We start from the raw sequence: 18,931 nt of genomic DNA, 5'->3' as shown, positions 1-18,931 counted from the left end.
GATAGGCTGTTAACTTACAGGGTCAACAACAAATTCCCACCAAATATCAATAGCCTACTCCAATTTCGGTGTGTCACAGAATTGGTGCTCGCGTTTTCGTAAGTGCTTGAAAACACTAGTTCCGCATTAGCCGAATGACACGCTCCTCGGCTGATGCACCGGCTGCCGTACACTCTCCATATCTCGACCAGGTCGCGTCTAGGCGCAACCTCCCCGTGCCGCTGATCAATTTCGTTTATCGCGGACGCCAAATTGACATTGATATTGTCGATTGCAAGTCGTCATGGAGCATTTCGATCGAGGTCACTCCTTTCGATGGAGTCGAGCTAATCGAGCCTATCGGGACCAGACTTCTTAAGCTGGCGAAAGGCGACGAACTAAACGACATCAAGCGCATATTGGTAGCGGAGACGCGTCTAGCCGTAGATCATCGGCTTGTCGGCCGCTGAGGCAAAGACTGACCGAAAATCTGTTTGGCCGCTCTTTCTCGCGCCCCCACTTAATCCATCAGGTAAATTCAAAAGGAAGCTCCATCGTTTCCCCCTTTTTCGGCAGCACCTGGTCGACGGTCTTCACAAACCGGTTCCACCCATGACCGTTCGCGATTGCTAATCGCTGGAATAGAATAATCGAGTGCAAGTGCTGAGCGAGCATCGGATTACCAACATCATCCGTTAGCCACTGGTGGAGCTTGTTAGCCCGGTTGCCATTTTCGTTCTTCGGGCTCCTCTGCTCTAGCTCGCGGAGCACTCCCGGCCCTAAACGCGCGTACACCAGATCACGAGTATAGTGTGCAACGACGCTGTAGCGATTCTTCGTCATCCCAGGCCAGTGCCAGCCCTTCAGTTTGTAAATGTTTTCGTAAAACTCATCTGGGAATTTTTTCGCCCATGCTGCAAGTTCTTTCCGAATGAGCTTCTCGATGTATAGCTGTAGCGCATTTTGCGGCTTTACACGCTCATACCCGGTAGCCTCGTCGATGAGCGCCACAATGCCCGTTTCGGCAAGTGCCCGCATCAGGATCTCGGCCTTCTGAGCTTTTCCTAACTGTTGCTTCTGCAACGCGCCCGCTTCTCGTGCTTTAAGCCAAATGTTACATACGGCTGGCAGAACTGCCGCGTCATATCCTCGAACAACACGACCATGGTCCTCGTAGTCGATAGGCTTCAGCGTGCTGGCCCGCAATTCCGGGTCGATGAACTTGCTCAGTTGACCGGGTGCAATGAACAAAGGCAGAAGCCCGCCGGCCGCTTCGGCAGATCGCTTGAGACGCTGGGACGCACCGCTTCGCCCACCGAGAATGGCATTAGTTATCCCATGCTCAGTAAGAACGCGCTGCACACCTGCGGGCCCCTGAATGACCGCACAAGGTAACTTCATCCCACCAAGATTCAGGTCGCTGGAGAACTCCTGTAAGACTTTCGGAATGCCAGTTGTGACCGAGTTGCCCTCCCCCCTGTCCGCCCAGCGCTTTTGAGCGGCTTGGCTCGCAATCGCCGAACGCTCATCTGCGCTCAGTTTCTCTGCTCGGGCCCGTCCTCCGCGTGCGCGGCCAGTCACTTGATCTTCACTCATTGCAAGCACCTTTTGTAGAGGTGCTAGCATTCTATCCGACCTTGGTTGGGATAATGCAAGCATTTTTATAAATATACGTGCAACCACCAAGGCTCCATCTTCCGTCGTGCCTTCGGCTCATAATGTGTACAAGCGTCGCGCATGAAACTGCACACTGTCTATGCACCCCGAAACGCCGTGCAGCGCCCCTACTGACGGGCCTCCAGCGGTCAGCGCAAAGGTGCATAAAAAGTGTTGTATCAAGCGCGCAGGCGTGGCGGGGTCATGACCGCGCGCGCGGGGGTCTAGGGGGCGCGTCGGGGCGGGCCGAAAAAAACGGCGGCGCCAGCGTCCCTGCGCGGCCTGTGACGGCCTGCGCCCCCCGTCGCCATGCCCTCCCTTTCCGGGCCATCGGCCCGTTGGGAGCCCTCTCATACGGTCTAGGGTTTGCGCTACAATACTGTATGCGCATACAGTATTTTGCAACCATGCGCCGACGCCATTCCACCGCGACCGAACGCCGTGCCCTGACTAGCCAAGACCTGCGCGCGATATGGACTCGAGCACCTCTCCAGAGGTGCGGGAACTGTTGTGGGAAATCCATCGGCTGCACGGCGTGCTGGCCGCGTGCCGGGAGGAAATGGAATTGATACGGGCGGCGTGGCGCCAAGACGTGGGTGGATGGCTGGTCGCCATCGAATCGTTGCGCTCGCGCCTGCTTGACCAGCCATGCGTGGCCGACTCGTTGAGCCATGCCACATTGAGCACGGGCAAGACTTCGGCACGCCATACACCTCCTGCTCGACGTCGGACTCCATCAGGTGGAATACGTCAAGGGTGAGTGCTACGTCAAGGAACATGGACGCGCGGGCGGGTGGGAATCTCTCTGGGCCGACTTCATGGCCCGCGTTATGGCGGAAACGAAGGTCACGGTCCCGTTCAGCGAGCACGACATTCGTGCCAAAGCTGCGAGCGACGCGGAGACGCTTGAGCAAGCCCGTGCCCTGCTCTCGCATGCGGACAGCAGAACAACGCAGCGTATATATCGGCGGAAGGCGGAGCGTGTGAATCCGCTCAAGAAATCGGGTTGAATGACACAACACCCGACCTGTGACACAAACGGGTTTCCCGAACTTCCCGGAAACCCGCATTAATTCTGGTGGCGGAGAGAGGGGGATTCGAACCCCCGATAGGCTATTAACCTATACACGCTTTCCAGGCGTGCGACTTAAACCACTCATCCATCTCTCCTGAAGGTCGCGCATTATAGCAGATCGTCGGCAACATCCCATACCTTTTGGGTGCGCCACCCTCAAATTTCTTCGCCGCCCACTCTCACGGGCGACGCAGATGGTCCACCAGATGGCGGTCTCGCTCGCTCGCACGGCCGCCCAGCAAACTGAACAGGATCGCCACCGCAAACCCGACCGGCACCCCGAACGCTCCCGCCGCAATCGGATCCACGCCCCACCAGCGCGTCCCCGCAAAGCCCGTCAGCCGGGTGAAGAACGGGTACGTCGTCGTGATGTAGTACACGCACACCAGCAGCCCGCTCACCATCCCTGCCGTCGCGCCCAGCCGCGTGGTCCCCTTCCAGAACACTCCCAGCACCAACGCCGGAAAAAGGCACGACGCCGCCAACGAAAACGCCGCGCCCACGAGAAACAGAATGTTCCCCAGCTTCAGCGACGTTACGTAGGACGCAAACATCGCCACGCACAACAACAGGATCTTCGAGGTCGTCACTCGCTTCTGGCTCGACGCGTTCCGGTCGATCATGTGGAAATACACGTCGTGCGACAACGCATTCGCGATCGTCAGCAGCAACCCGTCCGCCGTCGACAGCACCGCCGCCAGCGCCCCTGCCGCGACCAGCCCCGAAATCACATATGGCAAACCCGCAATCTCCGGGCCCGCCAGCACCAGCATGTCCGGCTGCATCCAGACTTCGCCCCACTGCACCACCCCGTCGCGATAGACGTCGGCGACGTCGAGTTGCACCGGCGTCGCGTGCCGCCATTGCGTCACCCACCCGGGCAGGTTGTCGTAGCGCGCCCCCACGAGATGCAGCAGCACGTCGTACTTGAGCATCACCGCCAACGCCGGCGCGCTCACGTACAGCAACGCCACGAAAAACAGCGTCCATCCCACCGAACTGCGCGCGCCCTGCACCGTCGCGGTCGTGCCGTATCGCGTCAGGATGTGCGGCAAGCTCGCCGTGCCGATCATCAGACACACCATCAACAGCACGAAGTTCAGGCGCTGCGCGCTGCGCGTCGTGCCGTCGCGCGCGGGAAACGGATCCGTCATCGCGTGTGGCGGCTCGCTGCGCTCGGCATACTGGTTGCGCATCTCGAGCCACTGTGTCTGCGCTTCGCCCACGTCGCGCGGAAACGCCTCGAGCTTCGCCTCGAGCACCTTCACATCCCGCAACGGCCCGTTGCGGCGCTTCGTATCGAGCAACTGGCGCTCAAGCTCCGCGCGCTCACTGTAGAAACTGTCGGGCAGCCCGTCGAGCCGCCGCTGCATCTGCTCGGCCTGCTCGCGATAGTGCTCGCGCACCTCGCGCTCAGGCACCGACTGCTGAATCTCGCGCTCCAGGGACTCCACCTTCGCGAGCGCCTGTCCGTAGGTGAACTGCGGGAACCAGCCGTTGCCGGTCTGATGGCCGATCATCGCCGTGGGTAGCAGGAACGCCGTGATCATGATGATGTACTGGGCCACCTGAGTCCACGTGACCGCGCGCATCCCTCCGAGGAACGAGCACACCAGGATGCCCGCCAGCCCGAAGAAGATCCCGATCGTGAACTCGACACCGATGAAGCGTGACGCAATCAGCCCCACGCCCTGAATCTGCGCGACGAGATAGACGAACGAACACAGGATCGTCGAGAAAACGCCCAGCGCCCGCACGAGGTTGCTGTCGTATCGCGTGCCGAGGAAATCCGGCACCGTGTAGCGCCCCATCTTGCGCAAATATGGCGCCAGCAAAAACGCCACGAGGCAGTACCCGCCCGTCCATCCCATGACATACGCGAGACCGTCGTAGCCGGAGACGTACAGCGAGCCCGCGAGCCCCATGAACGACGCCGCGCTCATCCAGTCGGCCGCGCACGCCATTCCGTTGAACACGGGCGGCACGCGACGCCCCGCCACGTAGTACTCGGTCGCATCGGACGTCCGCGAAATCAGGCCGATGACCGCGTAGACGGCAATCGTCACGAACAGAAACGCATAACCGATCCACACGCCCGGGCCATTGACCCGTTCGAGCAAACCGATCATCAGCACGAACGCGAGAAATCCCGCCGTGTAGTAGAGGTAATAACGCAGCAGTCTGCGCGTGAAACTCATCGGAGGTCGGGCGCCGGATCGGCGCGGGAGGTGCTGGAGGCGCGGGAGGTGCCGGAGGTACGGGAAGCACCCGAGACGGGGAACGTGCGTGAGGAAGCGCGCCCGGACGTGGCAGACGCCCGATCGTCGGCGAGAGCCTCGTCGTCGAGGCCGAGACTCGCGCGATGCGCCTCGCGCAACGCATGCAGCTCGCGCCGGTAGCGCGCATCGTTGCTGCGCTGCAGCCACGCGTAGATGACGATCAGGCCAATGTCGGTCAGGATCGAGCCCTGCGCGCCCATGTAGAACGGCAACGGCCATCCGGCAAAACGCACTCCGGCCCATTCGCGCGCCCAGAACTGCGGCACGAACGTTACTGCGAACCCGATCACCATCAACACCGCGACGAGCCCCAGGGTGCGCCGCCAGTGACGTACGGCGATTTGCGCGGCAGCGCCGTGCCAGTCGAGCTCGGCCCCGCCGGCCGCGGCCGGCGTCGCGCCCACAGCCTCGCGCTCGCCAGTCTGCGAACGTTTGTGCATGGCAGCCGGGGGCGGGGCCGCGCGCTTATTGCGCCTGCTTGAGCTGGTCCAGAATGGCCGGATTCTCGAGCGTGGACGTGTCCTGCGTGATTTCCTCGCCCTTGGCGATCACGCGCAGCAAGCGCCGCATGATCTTGCCCGAACGGGTCTTCGGCAGGTTGTCCCCGAAACGGATGTCCTTCGGCTTGGCGATCGGACCGATCTCCTTGCCCACCCAGTTGCGCAGTTCGAGCGCGAGCTGCTTGGCCTCGTCGCCGGTCGGACGCGCCCGCTTGAGCACCACGAACGCCACGATGGCCTCGCCCGTCGTGTCGTCCGGACGGCCCACCACCGCCGCCTCGGCCACGATCGGATTGGCCACCAGCGCCGACTCGATCTCCATCGTGCCCATGCGGTGCCCCGACACGTTCAGCACGTCGTCGATACGGCCCATGATGGTGAAATAGCCGGTCTTCGTGTCGCGGATCGAGCCGTCGCCGGCCAGATAGATCCTGCCGCCCAGCTCCGCCGGGAAGTAGCTCGACTTGTAACGCTCCGGGTCGCCCCAGATCGTCCGGATCATCGACGGCCACGGGCGCTTGATCACCAGCATGCCGCCCTGACCGTTGGGCACGTCCTGGCCCGTCTCGTCGACGATCGCCACGTCGATGCCCGGCAAGCCCAGCGTGCACGAGCCCGGCACGAGCGGCGTTGCGCCCGGCAGCGGCGTAATCACATGGCCGCCGGTCTCGGTCTGCCACCACGTATCGACGATCGGACAACGGCCGCCGCCCACGTTCTCGTAGTACCACATCCACGCTTCCGGATTGATCGGCTCGCCGACCGAGCCGAGAATGCGCAGGGACGACAGATCGTACTTCTTCGGATGCACGTCCGGCGACTGCTCGGCCGCCTTGATCAGCGAGCGGATAGCCGTCGGCGCGGTATAGAACACCGACACCTTGTGACGCCCGATCATTTCCCAGAAACGCCCGGCGTTCGGGTACGTCGGCACGCCTTCGAACACGACCTGCGTCGCGCCCACCGCCAGCGGGCCATAGGCGATGTACGTGTGGCCGGTGATCCAGCCGATGTCGGCCGTGCACCAGAAAACGTCGTCCGGCTTGATGTCGAACGTCCACTGCATGGTGAGCGACGCCCACAGCAGATAGCCGCCGGTGCTGTGCTGCACGCCCTTGGGCTTGCCCGTCGAGCCGGACGTATAGAGGATGAAGAGCGGATGCTCGGCGCTCACCCACTCGGGCTCGCACTGGTCCGACTGGCTCGCGACGAGATCCTGCAGCACCTCGTCGCGACCGGCCTGCATCGTCACGTTGCCGCCCGTGCGGCGGTAGACGATCACCGACTTCACATGCTCGCAACCGCCCATGGCAAGCGCCTCGTCGACGATGGCCTTGAGCGGCAGCGCCTTGCCGCCGCGCATCTGCTCGTCGGCCGTGACGATGGCCACGGCGCCCGCATCGATCACGCGTTCGTTGAGTGATTTGGCCGAGAAGCCGCCGAACACCACCGAATGCGTGGCGCCAATGCGCGCACAGGCCTGCATGGCAACCACGCCCTCGACCGACATCGGCATGTAGATCACCACGCGGTCGCCCTTTTTCACGCCCTTGGCCTTGAGCGCATTGGCGAAACGGTTCACGCGCGCGAGTAGGTCGCGATAGGTGACGGGCGTGACGGTGCCGTCGTCGGCTTCGAACACAATGGCGGGCTTGTCGCCCAGGCCCGCTTCGATCTGGCGGTCCAGGCAGTTGTACGATGCGTTGATCAGCCCGTCCTCGAACCACGTGTAGAACGGGGCACGGGTCTCGTCGAGGACTTTGGTGAACGGTTTGTGCCAGGCCAGGTTCTCGCGCGCCTGACGCGCCCAGAATCCCTCGTAATCCTTGTCGGCCTCGGCGCACAGCGCCTCATAGGCGGGCATGCCGGAGATCTTCGCGTTGGCGACCAGCGCCTGCGGCGGCGCGAAGACGCGCTGCTCCTGCAATACCGATTCGATTGCTGCCATGAGTTGTCCCCTCTTATGGATTTGCAAAAACGATTGCAATCAAGCCAAAACAAATCGCTAACGTGACATTAAGACGAGCGACTTACTAACGCCTTACACTGGTGCACGCGCCGCGCGCGCCTCACGTGCGGGACTCGCGCGAAACGCCTCGCCGCCGTGCCGCAGAGTGTGGCGTATTCGCTACAATCCTACCCGCATCCCCTCTGTCCCGCCACCCCGGACTGCCCCGGAGCGCCCGTGAATTCGACATCTTCACCCCCCTCGTCCCTGCCCGACGCGAACGCCGCCCCCGCGTCCTCGCGCGCCGAGCGCCTGTTCGCGCGCTTCCCGAGTTTCGCGCTCGCGCTTGCCATGACGATCGTCGGCACGAACGTCGGCATCGGCAAGACGATGGTCGCCGTCATGCCCGTGGCCGCCTTCGCGCTGTGGCGCTTCGTCATTGCCGTGATCGCGCTCTCGCCGCGCTACCGGCCCTCGGCAATGCGTCGCGTCACGCGCACGCAGTGGCTGCACCTGTTCGTGCAGACGTTCTTCGGTACGTTCCTCTTCACGCTGCTCATGCTCTCGGGCGTGCGCATGACGACGGCCACCGCCGCCGGCGTCATCACCGCCACACTGCCCGCCTGCGTGGCGCTGCTCTCGTGGGCCGTGCTGCGCGAGCCTCCGTCGCGACGCGCGCTCGCGAGCGTCGCGCTGGCCATCGCCGGCGTGGCGCTGCTCAACGTCTCGCGCGGCGACAGCCACGGCGCCGGCGACACGGCCGACGCGGGCACCGCCTGGCTCGGCAACGCGCTCGTACTGGGCGCCGTCGCGTGTGAGGCGATCTACGTGATCGCCTCGAAGCGCCTCGCGGCCGAACTGCCGGCCATCGACATCTGCGCCTACACGCACCTGCTCGGCGGCGCGATGATGCTGCCGTTCGGCATTGCCGGATTGATGGCGGTCGACTACGCGGCGCTCACACCCGGGCACTGGGCGCTCGTCGTCTGGTACGGGCTCGCCGCGAGCGTCTTCTCGTTCTTTCTGTGGATGCGCGGCATTCGCCACGTGAGCGCCCAGCTCGCCGGCGTCTTCACGGCCATGGTGCCGGTCGCCGCGACCGCCTATGGGGTGATCTTCCTGGGCGAGCGGCTCACCGTGGCGCAGGGCGCCGCCCTCGCGCTGACGATTGCCGGCATCGTCCTCGCCGCGTTGCCCCCCGCCGGCGCGTGCAAGACCGGCAACACGCGCAACGCGCTATTGCACGGCCGGGACGGAACGGAACACGGCCCTGGCGGCAAGACGTTGTAAAATGCCGGCCATGCCGGGCACACCGGATCTTGCCGCCCGGAATCCGGGACGCCGGGCGATGCCCCGCGCCATATCGGGTTGGCGTCCGGTCAGTGTTCGGCCGGTATCCGGTTTGCGCGATCTTCGCGTCGCGTTCGTGCATTGAGAGTTTGTGGATTGATAACTACGGCCTGCGGCTTCGGGCGCAGGCTTTTGCCCCCCAACAAGATAGCCATGTCGACTTCCGGTCGTCCGTCTGCCGCGCCGATGCGCCCCCTGCCCCGCGTCATCTTCTTTAGCCGCTGGCTGCAATTGCCGCTCTATCTGGGCCTGATCGCCGCCCAGGGCGTCTACGTCTACAAGTTCCTCGTCGAGCTGTATCACCTGGTCACGCACGCCACGACGTTCGACGAGACGCAGATCATGCTCGTCGTGCTCGGCCTCATCGACGTGGTGATGATCTCGAACCTGCTCATCATGGTCATCATCGGCGGCTATGAGACGTTCGTCTCGCGCCTGGGCGTAGAGGGCCATCCCGACGAGCCGGAGTGGCTCGATCACGTAAACGCCGGCGTGCTCAAGGTGAAGCTGTCGATGGCGCTCATCAGCATCTCGTCGATTCATCTGCTCAAGACGTTCATCGACGCGGCCCAGCAAACGCCGCACACGATCATGTGGCAAGTGATCATTCACTGCGCCTTCCTGCTTTCCGCCGTCGTCATGGCCGTGGTCAACAAGATGACCAACGACAGCCATGCGCCGGCGTATGCCAGCCCCCAAGTCATTACAAACACCAGTCCCCACTAAGTCGAGAGCCGTTTCATGTCTACCGTCATTAAAGAAGACGACGTCATCCAGAGCGTCGCCGGCGCCCTGCAGTACATCAGCTACTACCATCCGGACGATTACATCCAGGCCCTGGGCCGCGCCTACGAGGCCGAGCAAAGCCCGGCGGCCAAGGACGCCATCGCGCAGATCCTGACCAACAGCCGCATGTGCGCCGAAGGCCGCCGCCCGCTGTGCCAGGACACCGGTATCGTGACCGTATTCGTGAAGGTCGGCATGAACGTGCGCTGGGACGCCAAGCGCAGCCTCACCGACATGATCAACGAAGGCGTGCGCCAGGCCTACATGCACCCGGACAACGTGCTGCGCGCCTCGATCGTGGCGCCGCCCGAGGCCGGCCGCAAGAACACGAAGGACAACACCCCGGCCGTCATCCACTACGAAATCGTGGAAGGCGACAAGGTCGACATCACGGTCGCGGCCAAGGGCGGCGGCTCGGAGAACAAGTCGAAGTTCGTGATGCTCAACCCCTCCGACTCGATCGTCGACTGGGTCGTGAAGACCGTGCCGACGATGGGCGCCGGCTGGTGCCCGCCGGGCATGCTCGGCATCGGTATCGGCGGCACCGCGGAAAAGGCGATGGTCCTCGCCAAGGAATCGCTCATGGAGCCGATCGACATCCATGACGTGATCAAGCGCGGCCCGCAGAACTGGAACGAAGAACTGCGTATCGAGCTGTTCGAGAAGGTCAACGCGCTGGGCATCGGCGCGCAGGGCCTGGGCGGCCTGGCTACCGTGCTCGACGTGAAGATTCTCGACTATCCGACGCACGCGGCCTCCAAGCCGGTCGCGATGATCCCGAACTGCGCGGCCACGCGTCACGCTCACTTCACGCTCGACGGCTCGGGCCCGTCGTTCCTGGCCGCGCCCTCGCTCGACGCCTGGCCGAACGTGCACTGGGCGCCGAACACCGAGACGAGCAAGCGCGTCGATCTCGACGCGCTCACGCCGGAAGAAGTCGCCAGTTGGAAGCCGGGTCAGACGCTGCTGCTCTCGGGCAAGATGCTCACCGGTCGCGACGCCGCGCACAAGCGCATCGCGGACATGATCGCCAAGGGCGAACCGCTGCCGGTCGACTTCAAGGGCCGCGCGATTTATTACGTCGGCCCGGTCGATCCGGTGCGCGACGAAGTCGTCGGCCCGGCCGGCCCGACCACGTCCACGCGCATGGACAAGTTCACCGACATGATGCTCTCGAAGACGGGCCTTACCGTCATGATCGGCAAGTCCGAGCGTGGCCCGGCCGCGATCGAAGCCATCAAGAAGCACAAGGCTGCGTACCTGATGGCCGTGGGCGGCGCCGCTTACCTCGTCTCGAAGGCGATTCGCGCCGCGCGCGTGCTGGCGTTCGAAGACCTTGGCATGGAAGCGATCTACGAGTTCGACGTCAAGGACATGCCGGTAACAGTGGCCGTCGATTCGACCGGCGTGTCGGTGCACCAGACCGGTCCGAAGGAATGGCAGGCCAGGATCGGCAAGATTCCGGTCGCCGCGGAGTAATTCGCGCGCCGGTTCATTTGCGCGATACCGGCGCCCGCCCGATGGCGCCGCGGCGGGTCATCGTTGCGGCACGCGCCGCGCCGCAACGCCCCGCCCGCTATGGAAAGCCCGGCAACGTCCGGGCTTTTTTTCGTCCGCACGGCGGGGGCATGATCGCGAATGGATCGCGTTACCATTCGCACCTCGGTTCACGAAAAGCCTTGCATGGCTTGGCTTTCCGGGATTTTCCAGCTACATTTCAACCGCTTGCAAACTGCTTAAACAGGGATCCGAAATGAAAGGCGACAAGAAAGTCCTCGAACTCCTCAACGCGCAGCTCACCAACGAGCTCACGGCGATCAACCAGTACTTTCTGCACGCCCGCATGTACAACCACTGGGGCCTCAACAAGCTCGGCAAACACGAGTACGACGAGTCCATCGGTGAGATGAAGCACGCCGACAAGCTGATCGAGCGCATTTTCATGCTCGACGGCCTGCCGAACCTGCAAGACCTCCACAAGCTGCTCATCGGCGAGAACACCGAGGAAATCCTGCAGTGCGACCTGAAGCTCGAATACCTGTCGCAGAAGACCTGCAAGGAAGGCGTGGCGCACTGCGAAAGCGTGAAGGACTTCGTCTCGCGTGAAATCTTCAATGAGATCCTGCACGACACCGAAGAACACATCGACTGGCTGGAAACGCAGATCGAGCTCATCGGCAAGGTCGGTCTGCAGAACTACCAGCAGTCGGGCATGGCGTCGTTCGAAGACTAAGCCCGTCCCACCTGACAACGCATATCACAGGCGCAGCGCCGGCCTCGTCTCGATGAATCGGCCGGCACGGTTTGCGCTAGAATTCCGGGGCCGGCATTTGCCGGCCCTTTTTCATTCGCCATGCCCTCCAACGCGCCGATTGGCGTCTTCGATTCCGGCCTCGGCGGCCTGTCGGTCCTGCAGGCCATCCGCGCCCTGCTCCCTCACGAGTCGCTGCGCTACGTCGCCGACTCGCGCTTCGCTCCCTACGGAGAGCGCTCGGACACGTTCATCGAACAGCGCAGCGTCGCCATCGGTCGATGGCTGCGCGAGCACGGCGCCAAGGCGCTCGTCGTCGCGTGCAACACGGCCACGGCGCATGGCGTGGCGGCACTTCGCGCCGATGCACCGTGGCCCGTCGTGGGCGTCGAGCCGGGCATCAAGCCAGCCGCGGCCGCCTCCCGCAGCGGCGTGATCGGCGTGCTCGCGACCGCGGCAACCCTGCGCAGCGCGCGCTTCGCCGACCTGCTCGCACGTCACACGGCGCAAGGACAGCGCTTCCTCTGCCAGCCGGGCATCGGGCTGGTCGATCGCATCGAAGCGGGCGACGTCGATTCGCCGCAAGTGATGGCACTGCTCGAGCGGTACGTGGCGCCGATGGTGGCGCAAGGCGCCGACACGCTGGTGCTCGGCTGCACGCATTACCCCTTCCTGATTCCTGCGATCGAACGGCGTTTCGGCACGGCGCTCACGCTCGTCGACACGGGCGCGGCCATCGCCCGCCAGCTCCGGCGCCGGCTCCAGGAGGAAGACCTCGAAGCTCCCGGCGCATGCGCGTCGGCCGGGCAGGCTCCCGCGCGCGGCGACCTGCGCCTCTTCACCACGGCCAACGCCCAGGCGCTGCAAACGATGGCCGATCGCCTGCTCCCCGACTCCGCGCATGTCCAAACGGTGGAGATCGCTTCGGAACGCCCGTCGGTGCTCGACCTGCCGCCAAACCTTCCCATCATTTCGGCCTGAACGACGTCTCTTACTGCGCCATCACGGCTGCGCATACCCGTCCGGTTGCCGTCGAGCGCGGCAACGGTATATCCCTGAGCGGACCATGGGATAGGTCGATGACGCTTGCAAAACGTCCGCACTTAAATAATAATTATTCTCATTAGTGTTACATTTTGACGTTTTCACCATGATCGTCTGCGTCTGCAAATCCGTCTCCGAGCGCCAGATCAAGGCCTGTCTCGACGCCGGCGCCACCACCATGGAAGATCTCCAGATCGACCTCGGCGTGGCCCTGTGCTGCGGCAAGTGCGGTCCCTACGTTCAGGAAATGGTCTCGGGCGCCACGCCGTGCTGCGGCCGCTCGTGCGGCGGTTGCTGCCAGTCGGCCCAGGCGGAAACCCCGGCGGCCGAAGTCGTCAGGCGCGAACTCGCGCTGGCTGCCTGAGCACCGCCCGAAGCGCGCCGGGACTGTCCCGCGCCGCCGGTTGCCGGGCATCATCGATGAGTTTCGCCGTGACGACGCTTCGCGGCGAGAACGGAGCCAGCCATGCGCCAGCCAGCGATTCGTCACCTCCGGAGGTGCCAGATGGAACTCCTGATTGGCTTTGTCTCGACGTTATGTTTGTCGTTTTTCCTGTTTCGAAGGTGAGCCGCAGTCCGGTCTTTGACTCACCGTGTTAGCCGACCGCGCCCCTGGCGCGGTTTTCCTTTGATCGCACGCCCGGCCTATCCGAACCCCGAGGTTCCGCGCACCGCGCTTTACTCACCGTTCATCGCCGCAATCGCAACTAGCGTACTCTTGCCGTTACCATGTCGACTGTGCTTTCCACCGGCCTCGCGAACGTGCCGAGCCGCGATCCCTTAACGTCGCCGCGCGCGATCGCGGTGGCGGCGGCGATCGTGGTCGTTCACCTCGCCGCCCTGATCGGCTTGTCGCATCTGCGCAACGAGCCCGAACAGGCGACGATTGTGCCGACGGTCTTTTCCGCCACCATCATCCCGCCGCAGCCGAAGCCGGCGCCCGTGCAGCCCGCGCCGCCCAAGCCCGCCCCCGAGCCGCCGAAGCCGAAGGTTGCGCCGCCGCCGAAGCCGCGCGTTCAGCCCGACAACGCGATCACGCAGAAGGCCGAACCCGTGGCACCGCCGCAGCAGACGGCCGAGCCCGTGAAGGACACCGCGCCGCCAGCCCCGCCGGCGCCGCCCGCGCCCACACCGGCGGCCGCACCGCCGGGACGCGTGGAAGGCATCAAGGTGGAGTGCCCGGACCCGCCGCTCGTCTACCCGTCGCAGTCGCGTCGCCTGGGCGAGGAAGGCGTGGCCACGGTGCGCGTGGTCATCGGTACGAATGGCCGGGTGACGAGCGCCGAAATCACCAAGTCGAGCGGTTTTCCCCGACTGGACAAGGCCGCCGTCGAATCGGCCTACAAGATGCGCTGCGCGCCCCCGATGAAAGATGGTCGCAATGTGGAGACCACCGCGACCAAACCCTTCGGATTCACCCTGAACAACTAACGTAACGATTCACGAACTGGATCTCCAGAGGAACGCAAAATGCAAGAGTATGGTTTGAGCCACGTCTGGGCGCAGGGCGATTTCGTCACACGCGCCATCGCGATCGTGTTGCTGGTGATGTCGGTGCTGTCGTGGACGGTGATCATCATCAAGGGCACGCAAGTCTTCCGCCTGAGCCGCCTCACGCGCTCCGCCGAGCCCGACTTCTGGCACTCGGAAAACTTCTCCGCCGGTCTGCAGAAGCTGGGCGAATCGGGTCAGAACAACCCGTTCCTCGCGCTGGCACTCGCCGGCCAGGACGCCGCCGAGCACCACCGCCAGAGCCAGCCGCATCTGCACGACAAGATGGACGTGAGCGACTGGATCACGCGCGCGCTGAAGAACTCGGTGGACGACACGGTCTCGCGCCTGCAAAGCGGCCTGGCCATGCTCGCCTCGATCGGTTCGACCTCGCCGTTCGTGGGCCTGTTCGGCACGGTGTGGGGCATCTATCACGCGCTGCTGGCCATTGGGGCCTCGGGCCAGACGACCATCGACAAGGTGGCCGGCCCCGTGGGCGAAGCGCTCATCATGACGGCCTTCGGCCTGTTCGTCGCCATCCCGGCCGTGCTCGGCTACAACGCGCTCACGCGCGCCAACAAGGGCATCGTCTCGAAGCTCAACCGCTTCGCGCACAGCCTGCACGCCTACTTCCTGACCGGCGCCAGCCTGCATTCGACGCAGTTCGCAAGCAACGTCACGCCGGTGCGCAAGTCCACCTCGGCCAGCGCCAGCTAAGCCGCGGAACGAAACAAGGAGTTCGCTATGGCCATGGGTTCCTACTCCAGCGACGAGAGCGGCGATGACGGCATGATGAGCGAGATCAACATGACGCCGCTCGTCGACGTCATGCTGGTTCTGCTGATCATCTTCATCGTGACGCTGCCGGTGCTCAACCACTCGGTCAAGCTCGACCTGCCGCAAGCAAGCAGTCAGCCCGAAGACACCAAGCCGGCCAAGGTCGACGTGTCGATCCAGGCCGACGGCACGGTCTTCTGGGACAAGCAGCCAGTCGACGAAGCCGCGCTCAAGGCGCGTCTCGCACAGGCTGCCGGCGCGACGCCGCAGCCGGAACTGCATCTGTTCGCCGACAAGAACGTGCGTTACGAGAGCGTCGCGAAGGTGCTCGCCGACGCGCAGACCGCCGGCGTCACCAAGCTCGGCTTCCTCACCGAGCCCGAGACGAAGTAAGCGGCCCGGCGCCGGCCACGGCCGCCCGCCGGACCTGCCACAGCACGGACAGCACGTCCGGGAAAAGCGCGGTGCCGGCCACCGCGCTTTTTTTCGTCCGGACGATCCACGATCCGTCCTGCGAACGCCCATTGCGCCGGCATTGTTCCACTCAGGTAACAATCCTTCCCCGCTTGCGGACTACTCCTCGTGCCGTGCGCCCCGATATAGTGAGGACATGACACCGGACATGCGGGCGCCGCCGACGCCCCGGTCCCCACAGGAGATATGCCTCATGAGCACCCCCCACGCCCGCCCGGTCGCCCGTGTATTCACCGCCGCGCAAACGCAGGAAGGCGCCGGCTTCCACGTGAATCGCCCCTTCCCGACGCGCATGCTGATGGACTTCGATCCGTTCCTGCTGCTCGACGAAATGGGCCCGATGCAAGTCGCGCCCGGCAACGCCAAGGGCGCCCCCGACCACCCGCACCGCGGCTTCGAGACCGTGACGTATCTGCTCGCGGGCGAGATGGAACATCGCGACTCACAGGGCCACGCCGGCAAGCTCACGCCGGGCGACGTGCAATGGATGACGGCCGGCGCGGGCGTGATTCACTCGGAGATGCCGTCGCAGGCGTTTCAGGCGCGCGGTGGCGAGATGCATGGCTTCCAGCTGTGGGTGAACCTGCCGAGCGTCGACAAGATGATGACGCCGCGCTACCAGGAACTGCCCGCGGCGCGCATTCCGAGCGCATCGAGCGAAGACGGCAAGGTCAGCGTGCGCGTGATTGCCGGTGAGGCCCTGGGCACGCACGCGGCGATCGAGACGCGCACGCCGATCCTCTATCAGCACTTCACGCTCGAGCCGCAGGCGCTGCTCGACCATGCGGTGCCGGCCGATTTCAACGTGTTTGCCTACGTAATCGACGGTGAAGGACGTTTCGGTCCTGAGACGACGTCCGCGAAAGCGCACCAGATGGTCATCTTCGGCAACGATGGCCAAAGCGTGACCGTGCGCAACGACAGCGACACATCGATGTCGTTTCTGCTGATCGGCGGCAAGCCGATCGGTGAACCGGTGGCGCGTTACGGTCCGTTCGTCATGAACACGGAAAGCGAGATCCGTCAGGCGATTCTCGACTTTCAGGCCGGACGCATGGGGCGAATTCCCGCCACCGGTCCGAACGCCTGACGAGCGACGGGCGCCCGCCCCGTATCACGCGTACCGAGCGAGTCAAATTGGGTCACAATGGCACCTGAAGTGCGTTGTGACCCAGTCTTTTTCTAGGTCGGCCGTCTTCGTCATTCCACACAGGAGTCGTCATGGCAGCAGAAGCCACTGTTACCGCCCATCTGGGCGCCGCCGGATACACCACGCATCTCACGGACGGCAAGCATGAATGGATTGCCGACGAACCGGTGTCGCTCGGCGGTGCCGATCTCGCCCCCGCACCGGCGGCCCTGTTGCTGTCGAGCCTCGGCGCGTGCACGTCGATCACGCTGCAGATGTATGCACGGCGCAAGGAGTGGCCGCTAGAGAACGTAAAGGTCACGCTCGAGATGAATCCCGGCGGCAAACCGCCTGCGGGCGCAACGCAGATCACGCGCCGCATCGAGCTGGCAGGCGATCTGTCGGAAGCACAGCGGCAGCGCCTCTTGGAAATCGCCAACGCATGCCCAATTCACAAGGTGCTGTCGGGCACCATTGCCATCGACAGCGCATTGGCAGAGTGACATTCGATGCCCGCCCGCGCGTGGCGACATGGCGCGGGCCGCCATCGGCGGCCGACAGCCGGAGTCGACAGGAAAAGGAAAGGAAAAGGAAACCGTCTTGCAGTACGAACATCTGATCGAGGTCAACGACCTCCTGAATCCGCTGGCTTTTGCACTGTCGCGCGAACAACTGTGGCGCGGTCTCGTGCTGCGCGCCGAACAGCCGGAGACTTTCGTGCTCGGGCTCGACAAATGCATCGTGCATGAGCGCACGGACGACACGCTCACCCGCGAGCTGCGTTTCGGGCAAACCGTCGTGCACGACCGGGTCGTATTCGAAGCGCAGCAGTGCGTGCGCTACGAGACGGCCGCGACCGAGGAGCACGCGGGCGGCACCCTCACCATGCGTATCGAAGAACCGACGCCGACCCATTATTTCGTGCGATTCACGTACAGCACGACCCTGCCGGAAGACGCCGCGACCGCCGATACGCGCTACAGCGAGTTCGTGAAATCCGCCTACCGCGAAGCGGACATCGACACCGTTGCGCAGATCCGAGCCCTCGCCGAACAAGGCGCGCTCGACTGATACGCCGGTCGCGAGGTACAGGCCTGGGCTGTCCCGCGACCCGTCGTTTAGCCAGAAGCTATGCGACGCACTCGCGTTATAGCCAAATTCAAATACAAATGGGAATGATTCTCATTTAATATTCATCTCACAGTCAGCCACACGGATGAGCGAGATGACCGCAAGCCACACCACTGCCCGCCAGACCCCGCCCGCAACTGCACCGCGCCGCACGCTGTCGGTGCCGCGCACGCCGGCGGCGAGCACGGCGGCAGCCAAGCCGGCCGCTCACGCCACGGGCCGTGTCCTGACCAGCGATCATCTGCTGCAAGGCACGCAGTGCGTGAACATCCTGCACAACGGACAGACGTATCAGCTGCGCGCCACGCGTTACGGCAAGTTGATCCTGACGAAGTAAGACACCGAATTTTGACGACGGCACGGCCCCGACCGCGCCGCCGTCTTCACCGAGTTTTGTGGGGACCACCTCGCCCAAGAGGTGTTTGGCAGTAGCCAGCGAACGCAACGCGATCCCATGTAGTTACGGCAAGCCCCTCTCTACCTGCGTTGCGCGCCAGCCAAGCCGCTTTTTTGTCCAGCCACAAGGATTTCATTGATGTTCTCCTCGTGGTCCAGCCTGCCAAGCCTCAGGTTGCGACCATCCGGCCTGACAAGCCTTTGACCCGTCCCGCAAGGACGGGTTTTTCTTTGGGGCTCGCCCGAGCTCAGGCGCCGGTGACGGCGGCGATGCCCGCGCGCGCGATTTGCGCGTCCTGCGTGGACTTCACGCCCGACACGCCGACGGCGCCGATCACGTTGCCATCGACGATGATCGGCACGCCGCCCTCGAGCATGGCCGTGTTGGGCGCGCTGAGGAATGCAAAACGGCCGCCATTGATCATCTCTTCGAACGCCCCGCTCTCGCGACGCCCCACGGCCGAGGTCTGCGCCTTGCCCAGCGACATCATGGCCGTGCTGGGCGCTGCGCCGTCCATGCGGTGCAGCGACAACGCGTGGCCGCCGTCATCCACGATGGTGATGCACACATTCCAGCCGTTCGCCGTGGCTTCGGCCACGGCGGCGGCGTTGATCTTCTGCACGTCTTCTGCGGTCAGGACAGCTTTCGTCTTCATACGTCTCTC

At 64.0% G+C, this 18,931-nt stretch carries 19 protein-coding genes and 1 tRNA gene; 14 read left to right on the top strand and 6 right to left on the bottom strand.

All coding sequences use genetic code 11. The features are described from left to right. Positions 1 to 507: 507 nt before the first annotated feature. Positions 508 to 1,575 carry a P63C domain-containing protein gene (locus tag PNO31109_RS19610; protein ID WP_150557126.1) on the bottom strand — a complete coding sequence of 356 codons (1,068 nt, stop codon included), beginning with the start codon at positions 1,573 to 1,575 and terminating at the stop codon, positions 508 to 510. A gap of 800 nt (positions 1,576 to 2,375) precedes the next feature. On the opposite strand from PNO31109_RS19610, the gene PNO31109_RS19605 reads away from it, so the two are divergent. Continuing rightward, positions 2,376 to 2,645, top strand: a complete 270-nt coding sequence (locus tag PNO31109_RS19605) for a site-specific integrase (protein WP_174966478.1) — start codon at positions 2,376 to 2,378, stop codon at positions 2,643 to 2,645. A gap of 69 nt (positions 2,646 to 2,714) precedes the next feature. Here PNO31109_RS19605 and PNO31109_RS19600 read toward each other — a convergent pair. From PNO31109_RS19600 to acs, 4 genes are all read right to left on the bottom strand, one after another. Further along, positions 2,715 to 2,805 (bottom strand) — tRNA-Ser (locus PNO31109_RS19600). An 84-nt stretch (positions 2,806 to 2,889) separates the two neighbouring features. Next, a complete protein-coding gene (locus PNO31109_RS19595; RefSeq protein ID WP_150557125.1) occupies positions 2,890 to 4,908 on the bottom strand; it encodes a sodium:solute symporter family protein in 2,019 nt (672 codons plus the stop codon). Next, complete coding sequence (locus PNO31109_RS22070) at positions 4,905 to 5,429, bottom strand: DUF4212 domain-containing protein (RefSeq protein ID WP_206111417.1); 525 nt, start codon at positions 5,427 to 5,429, stop codon at positions 4,905 to 4,907. Before PNO31109_RS22070 ends, PNO31109_RS19595 begins: the two co-directional genes overlap by 4 nt. A 25-nt stretch (positions 5,430 to 5,454) precedes the next feature. Then, positions 5,455 to 7,437, bottom strand: coding sequence for an acetate--CoA ligase (gene acs, locus PNO31109_RS19585; protein ID WP_150557124.1), 1,983 nt, complete (start codon positions 7,435 to 7,437; stop codon positions 5,455 to 5,457). Positions 7,438 to 7,749: 312 nt separating this feature from the next. Between acs and PNO31109_RS19580 the strand changes: the two genes are divergently transcribed. The 13 genes from PNO31109_RS19580 to hemP all read left to right on the top strand — a co-directional run bounded on the left by PNO31109_RS19580 (position 7,750) and on the right by hemP (position 18,207). After that, a complete protein-coding gene (locus PNO31109_RS19580) occupies positions 7,750 to 8,727 on the top strand; it encodes a DMT family transporter (protein ID WP_280525238.1) in 978 nt (325 codons plus the stop codon). A gap of 213 nt (positions 8,728 to 8,940) precedes the next feature. Continuing rightward, positions 8,941 to 9,513, top strand: coding sequence for a TIGR00645 family protein (locus PNO31109_RS19575; protein WP_150557123.1), 573 nt, complete (start codon positions 8,941 to 8,943; stop codon positions 9,511 to 9,513). Between the two features lie 15 nt (positions 9,514 to 9,528). Continuing rightward, positions 9,529 to 11,052, top strand: a complete 1,524-nt coding sequence (locus tag PNO31109_RS19570) for a fumarate hydratase (RefSeq protein WP_150557122.1) — start codon at positions 9,529 to 9,531, stop codon at positions 11,050 to 11,052. 274 nt (positions 11,053 to 11,326) lie between these two features. Then, positions 11,327 to 11,806 (top strand): bacterioferritin, encoded by a 480-nt coding sequence (bfr, locus tag PNO31109_RS19565; RefSeq protein WP_150557121.1) that lies wholly within the window; start codon positions 11,327 to 11,329, stop codon positions 11,804 to 11,806. A 120-nt stretch (positions 11,807 to 11,926) separates the two neighbouring features. Beyond that, positions 11,927 to 12,805, top strand: coding sequence for a glutamate racemase (gene murI / locus PNO31109_RS19560; RefSeq protein ID WP_150557120.1), 879 nt, complete (start codon positions 11,927 to 11,929; stop codon positions 12,803 to 12,805). 169 nt (positions 12,806 to 12,974) lie between these two features. Beyond that, positions 12,975 to 13,232 carry a (2Fe-2S)-binding protein gene (locus PNO31109_RS19555; protein WP_150557119.1) on the top strand — a complete coding sequence of 86 codons (258 nt, stop codon included), beginning with the start codon at positions 12,975 to 12,977 and terminating at the stop codon, positions 13,230 to 13,232. A gap of 365 nt (positions 13,233 to 13,597) precedes the next feature. Further along, positions 13,598 to 14,299 carry an energy transducer TonB gene (locus PNO31109_RS19550; RefSeq protein ID WP_150557118.1) on the top strand — a complete coding sequence of 234 codons (702 nt, stop codon included), beginning with the start codon at positions 13,598 to 13,600 and terminating at the stop codon, positions 14,297 to 14,299. Between the two features lie 39 nt (positions 14,300 to 14,338). Beyond that, positions 14,339 to 15,076 carry a MotA/TolQ/ExbB proton channel family protein gene (locus PNO31109_RS19545; protein ID WP_150557117.1) on the top strand — a complete coding sequence of 246 codons (738 nt, stop codon included), beginning with the start codon at positions 14,339 to 14,341 and terminating at the stop codon, positions 15,074 to 15,076. A gap of 27 nt (positions 15,077 to 15,103) precedes the next feature. Then, the gene (locus PNO31109_RS19540) at positions 15,104 to 15,529 is read left to right on the top strand and encodes an ExbD/TolR family protein (protein WP_150557116.1); all 426 of its coding nucleotides are present in this window, start codon (positions 15,104 to 15,106) and stop codon (positions 15,527 to 15,529) included. 274 nt (positions 15,530 to 15,803) lie between these two features. Continuing rightward, positions 15,804 to 16,700, top strand: a complete 897-nt coding sequence (locus tag PNO31109_RS19535) for a pirin family protein (RefSeq protein ID WP_150557115.1) — start codon at positions 15,804 to 15,806, stop codon at positions 16,698 to 16,700. Between the two features lie 131 nt (positions 16,701 to 16,831). Beyond that, positions 16,832 to 17,242 carry an OsmC family protein gene (locus tag PNO31109_RS19530; RefSeq protein ID WP_150557114.1) on the top strand — a complete coding sequence of 137 codons (411 nt, stop codon included), beginning with the start codon at positions 16,832 to 16,834 and terminating at the stop codon, positions 17,240 to 17,242. Between the two features lie 97 nt (positions 17,243 to 17,339). Continuing rightward, a complete protein-coding gene (locus PNO31109_RS19525) occupies positions 17,340 to 17,810 on the top strand; it encodes an SRPBCC family protein (protein ID WP_150557113.1) in 471 nt (156 codons plus the stop codon). 145 nt (positions 17,811 to 17,955) lie between these two features. Further along, positions 17,956 to 18,207 (top strand): hemin uptake protein HemP, encoded by a 252-nt coding sequence (hemP, locus tag PNO31109_RS19520; protein ID WP_150557112.1) that lies wholly within the window; start codon positions 17,956 to 17,958, stop codon positions 18,205 to 18,207. A 307-nt stretch (positions 18,208 to 18,514) separates the two neighbouring features. Here hemP and PNO31109_RS19515 read toward each other — a convergent pair whose 3' ends face one another. Then, on the bottom strand, positions 18,515 to 18,922 hold the full coding sequence (locus PNO31109_RS19515) for a GlcG/HbpS family heme-binding protein (RefSeq protein WP_150557111.1): 408 nt from the start codon (positions 18,920 to 18,922) through the stop codon (positions 18,515 to 18,517). Between the last annotated feature and the right edge of the window lie 9 nt (positions 18,923 to 18,931).

The organism is Pandoraea nosoerga (assembly GCF_902459585.1).
Lineage (GTDB): Bacteria > Pseudomonadota > Gammaproteobacteria > Burkholderiales > Burkholderiaceae > Pandoraea > Pandoraea nosoerga.
The sequence above is the reverse complement of the archived record's forward strand: the minus strand, read 5'-3'. Positions and strand labels throughout refer to the sequence as shown.

Coding starts and splice junctions, on each gene's coding strand:
- PNO31109_RS19530 (WP_150557114.1), top strand. CDS start 16,832: ATGGCAGCAGAAGCCACTGTTACCGCCCATCTGGGCGCCGCCGGATAC.
- PNO31109_RS19540 (WP_150557116.1), top strand. CDS start 15,104: ATGGCCATGGGTTCCTACTCCAGCGACGAGAGCGGCGATGACGGCATG.
- murI (WP_150557120.1), top strand. CDS start 11,927: ATGCCCTCCAACGCGCCGATTGGCGTCTTCGATTCCGGCCTCGGCGGC.
- PNO31109_RS19550 (WP_150557118.1), top strand. CDS start 13,598: ATGTCGACTGTGCTTTCCACCGGCCTCGCGAACGTGCCGAGCCGCGAT.
- PNO31109_RS22070 (WP_206111417.1), bottom strand. CDS start 5,429: ATGCACAAACGTTCGCAGACTGGCGAGCGCGAGGCTGTGGGCGCGACG.
- acs (WP_150557124.1), bottom strand. CDS start 7,437: ATGGCAGCAATCGAATCGGTATTGCAGGAGCAGCGCGTCTTCGCGCCG.
- bfr (WP_150557121.1), top strand. CDS start 11,327: ATGAAAGGCGACAAGAAAGTCCTCGAACTCCTCAACGCGCAGCTCACC.
- PNO31109_RS19515 (WP_150557111.1), bottom strand. CDS start 18,922: ATGAAGACGAAAGCTGTCCTGACCGCAGAAGACGTGCAGAAGATCAAC.
- PNO31109_RS19545 (WP_150557117.1), top strand. CDS start 14,339: ATGCAAGAGTATGGTTTGAGCCACGTCTGGGCGCAGGGCGATTTCGTC.
- PNO31109_RS19535 (WP_150557115.1), top strand. CDS start 15,804: ATGAGCACCCCCCACGCCCGCCCGGTCGCCCGTGTATTCACCGCCGCG.
- PNO31109_RS19555 (WP_150557119.1), top strand. CDS start 12,975: ATGATCGTCTGCGTCTGCAAATCCGTCTCCGAGCGCCAGATCAAGGCC.
- PNO31109_RS19595 (WP_150557125.1), bottom strand. CDS start 4,908: ATGAGTTTCACGCGCAGACTGCTGCGTTATTACCTCTACTACACGGCG.
- PNO31109_RS19610 (WP_150557126.1), bottom strand. CDS start 1,575: ATGAGTGAAGATCAAGTGACTGGCCGCGCACGCGGAGGACGGGCCCGA.
- PNO31109_RS19570 (WP_150557122.1), top strand. CDS start 9,529: ATGTCTACCGTCATTAAAGAAGACGACGTCATCCAGAGCGTCGCCGGC.
- hemP (WP_150557112.1), top strand. CDS start 17,956: ATGAGCGAGATGACCGCAAGCCACACCACTGCCCGCCAGACCCCGCCC.
- PNO31109_RS19575 (WP_150557123.1), top strand. CDS start 8,941: ATGTCGACTTCCGGTCGTCCGTCTGCCGCGCCGATGCGCCCCCTGCCC.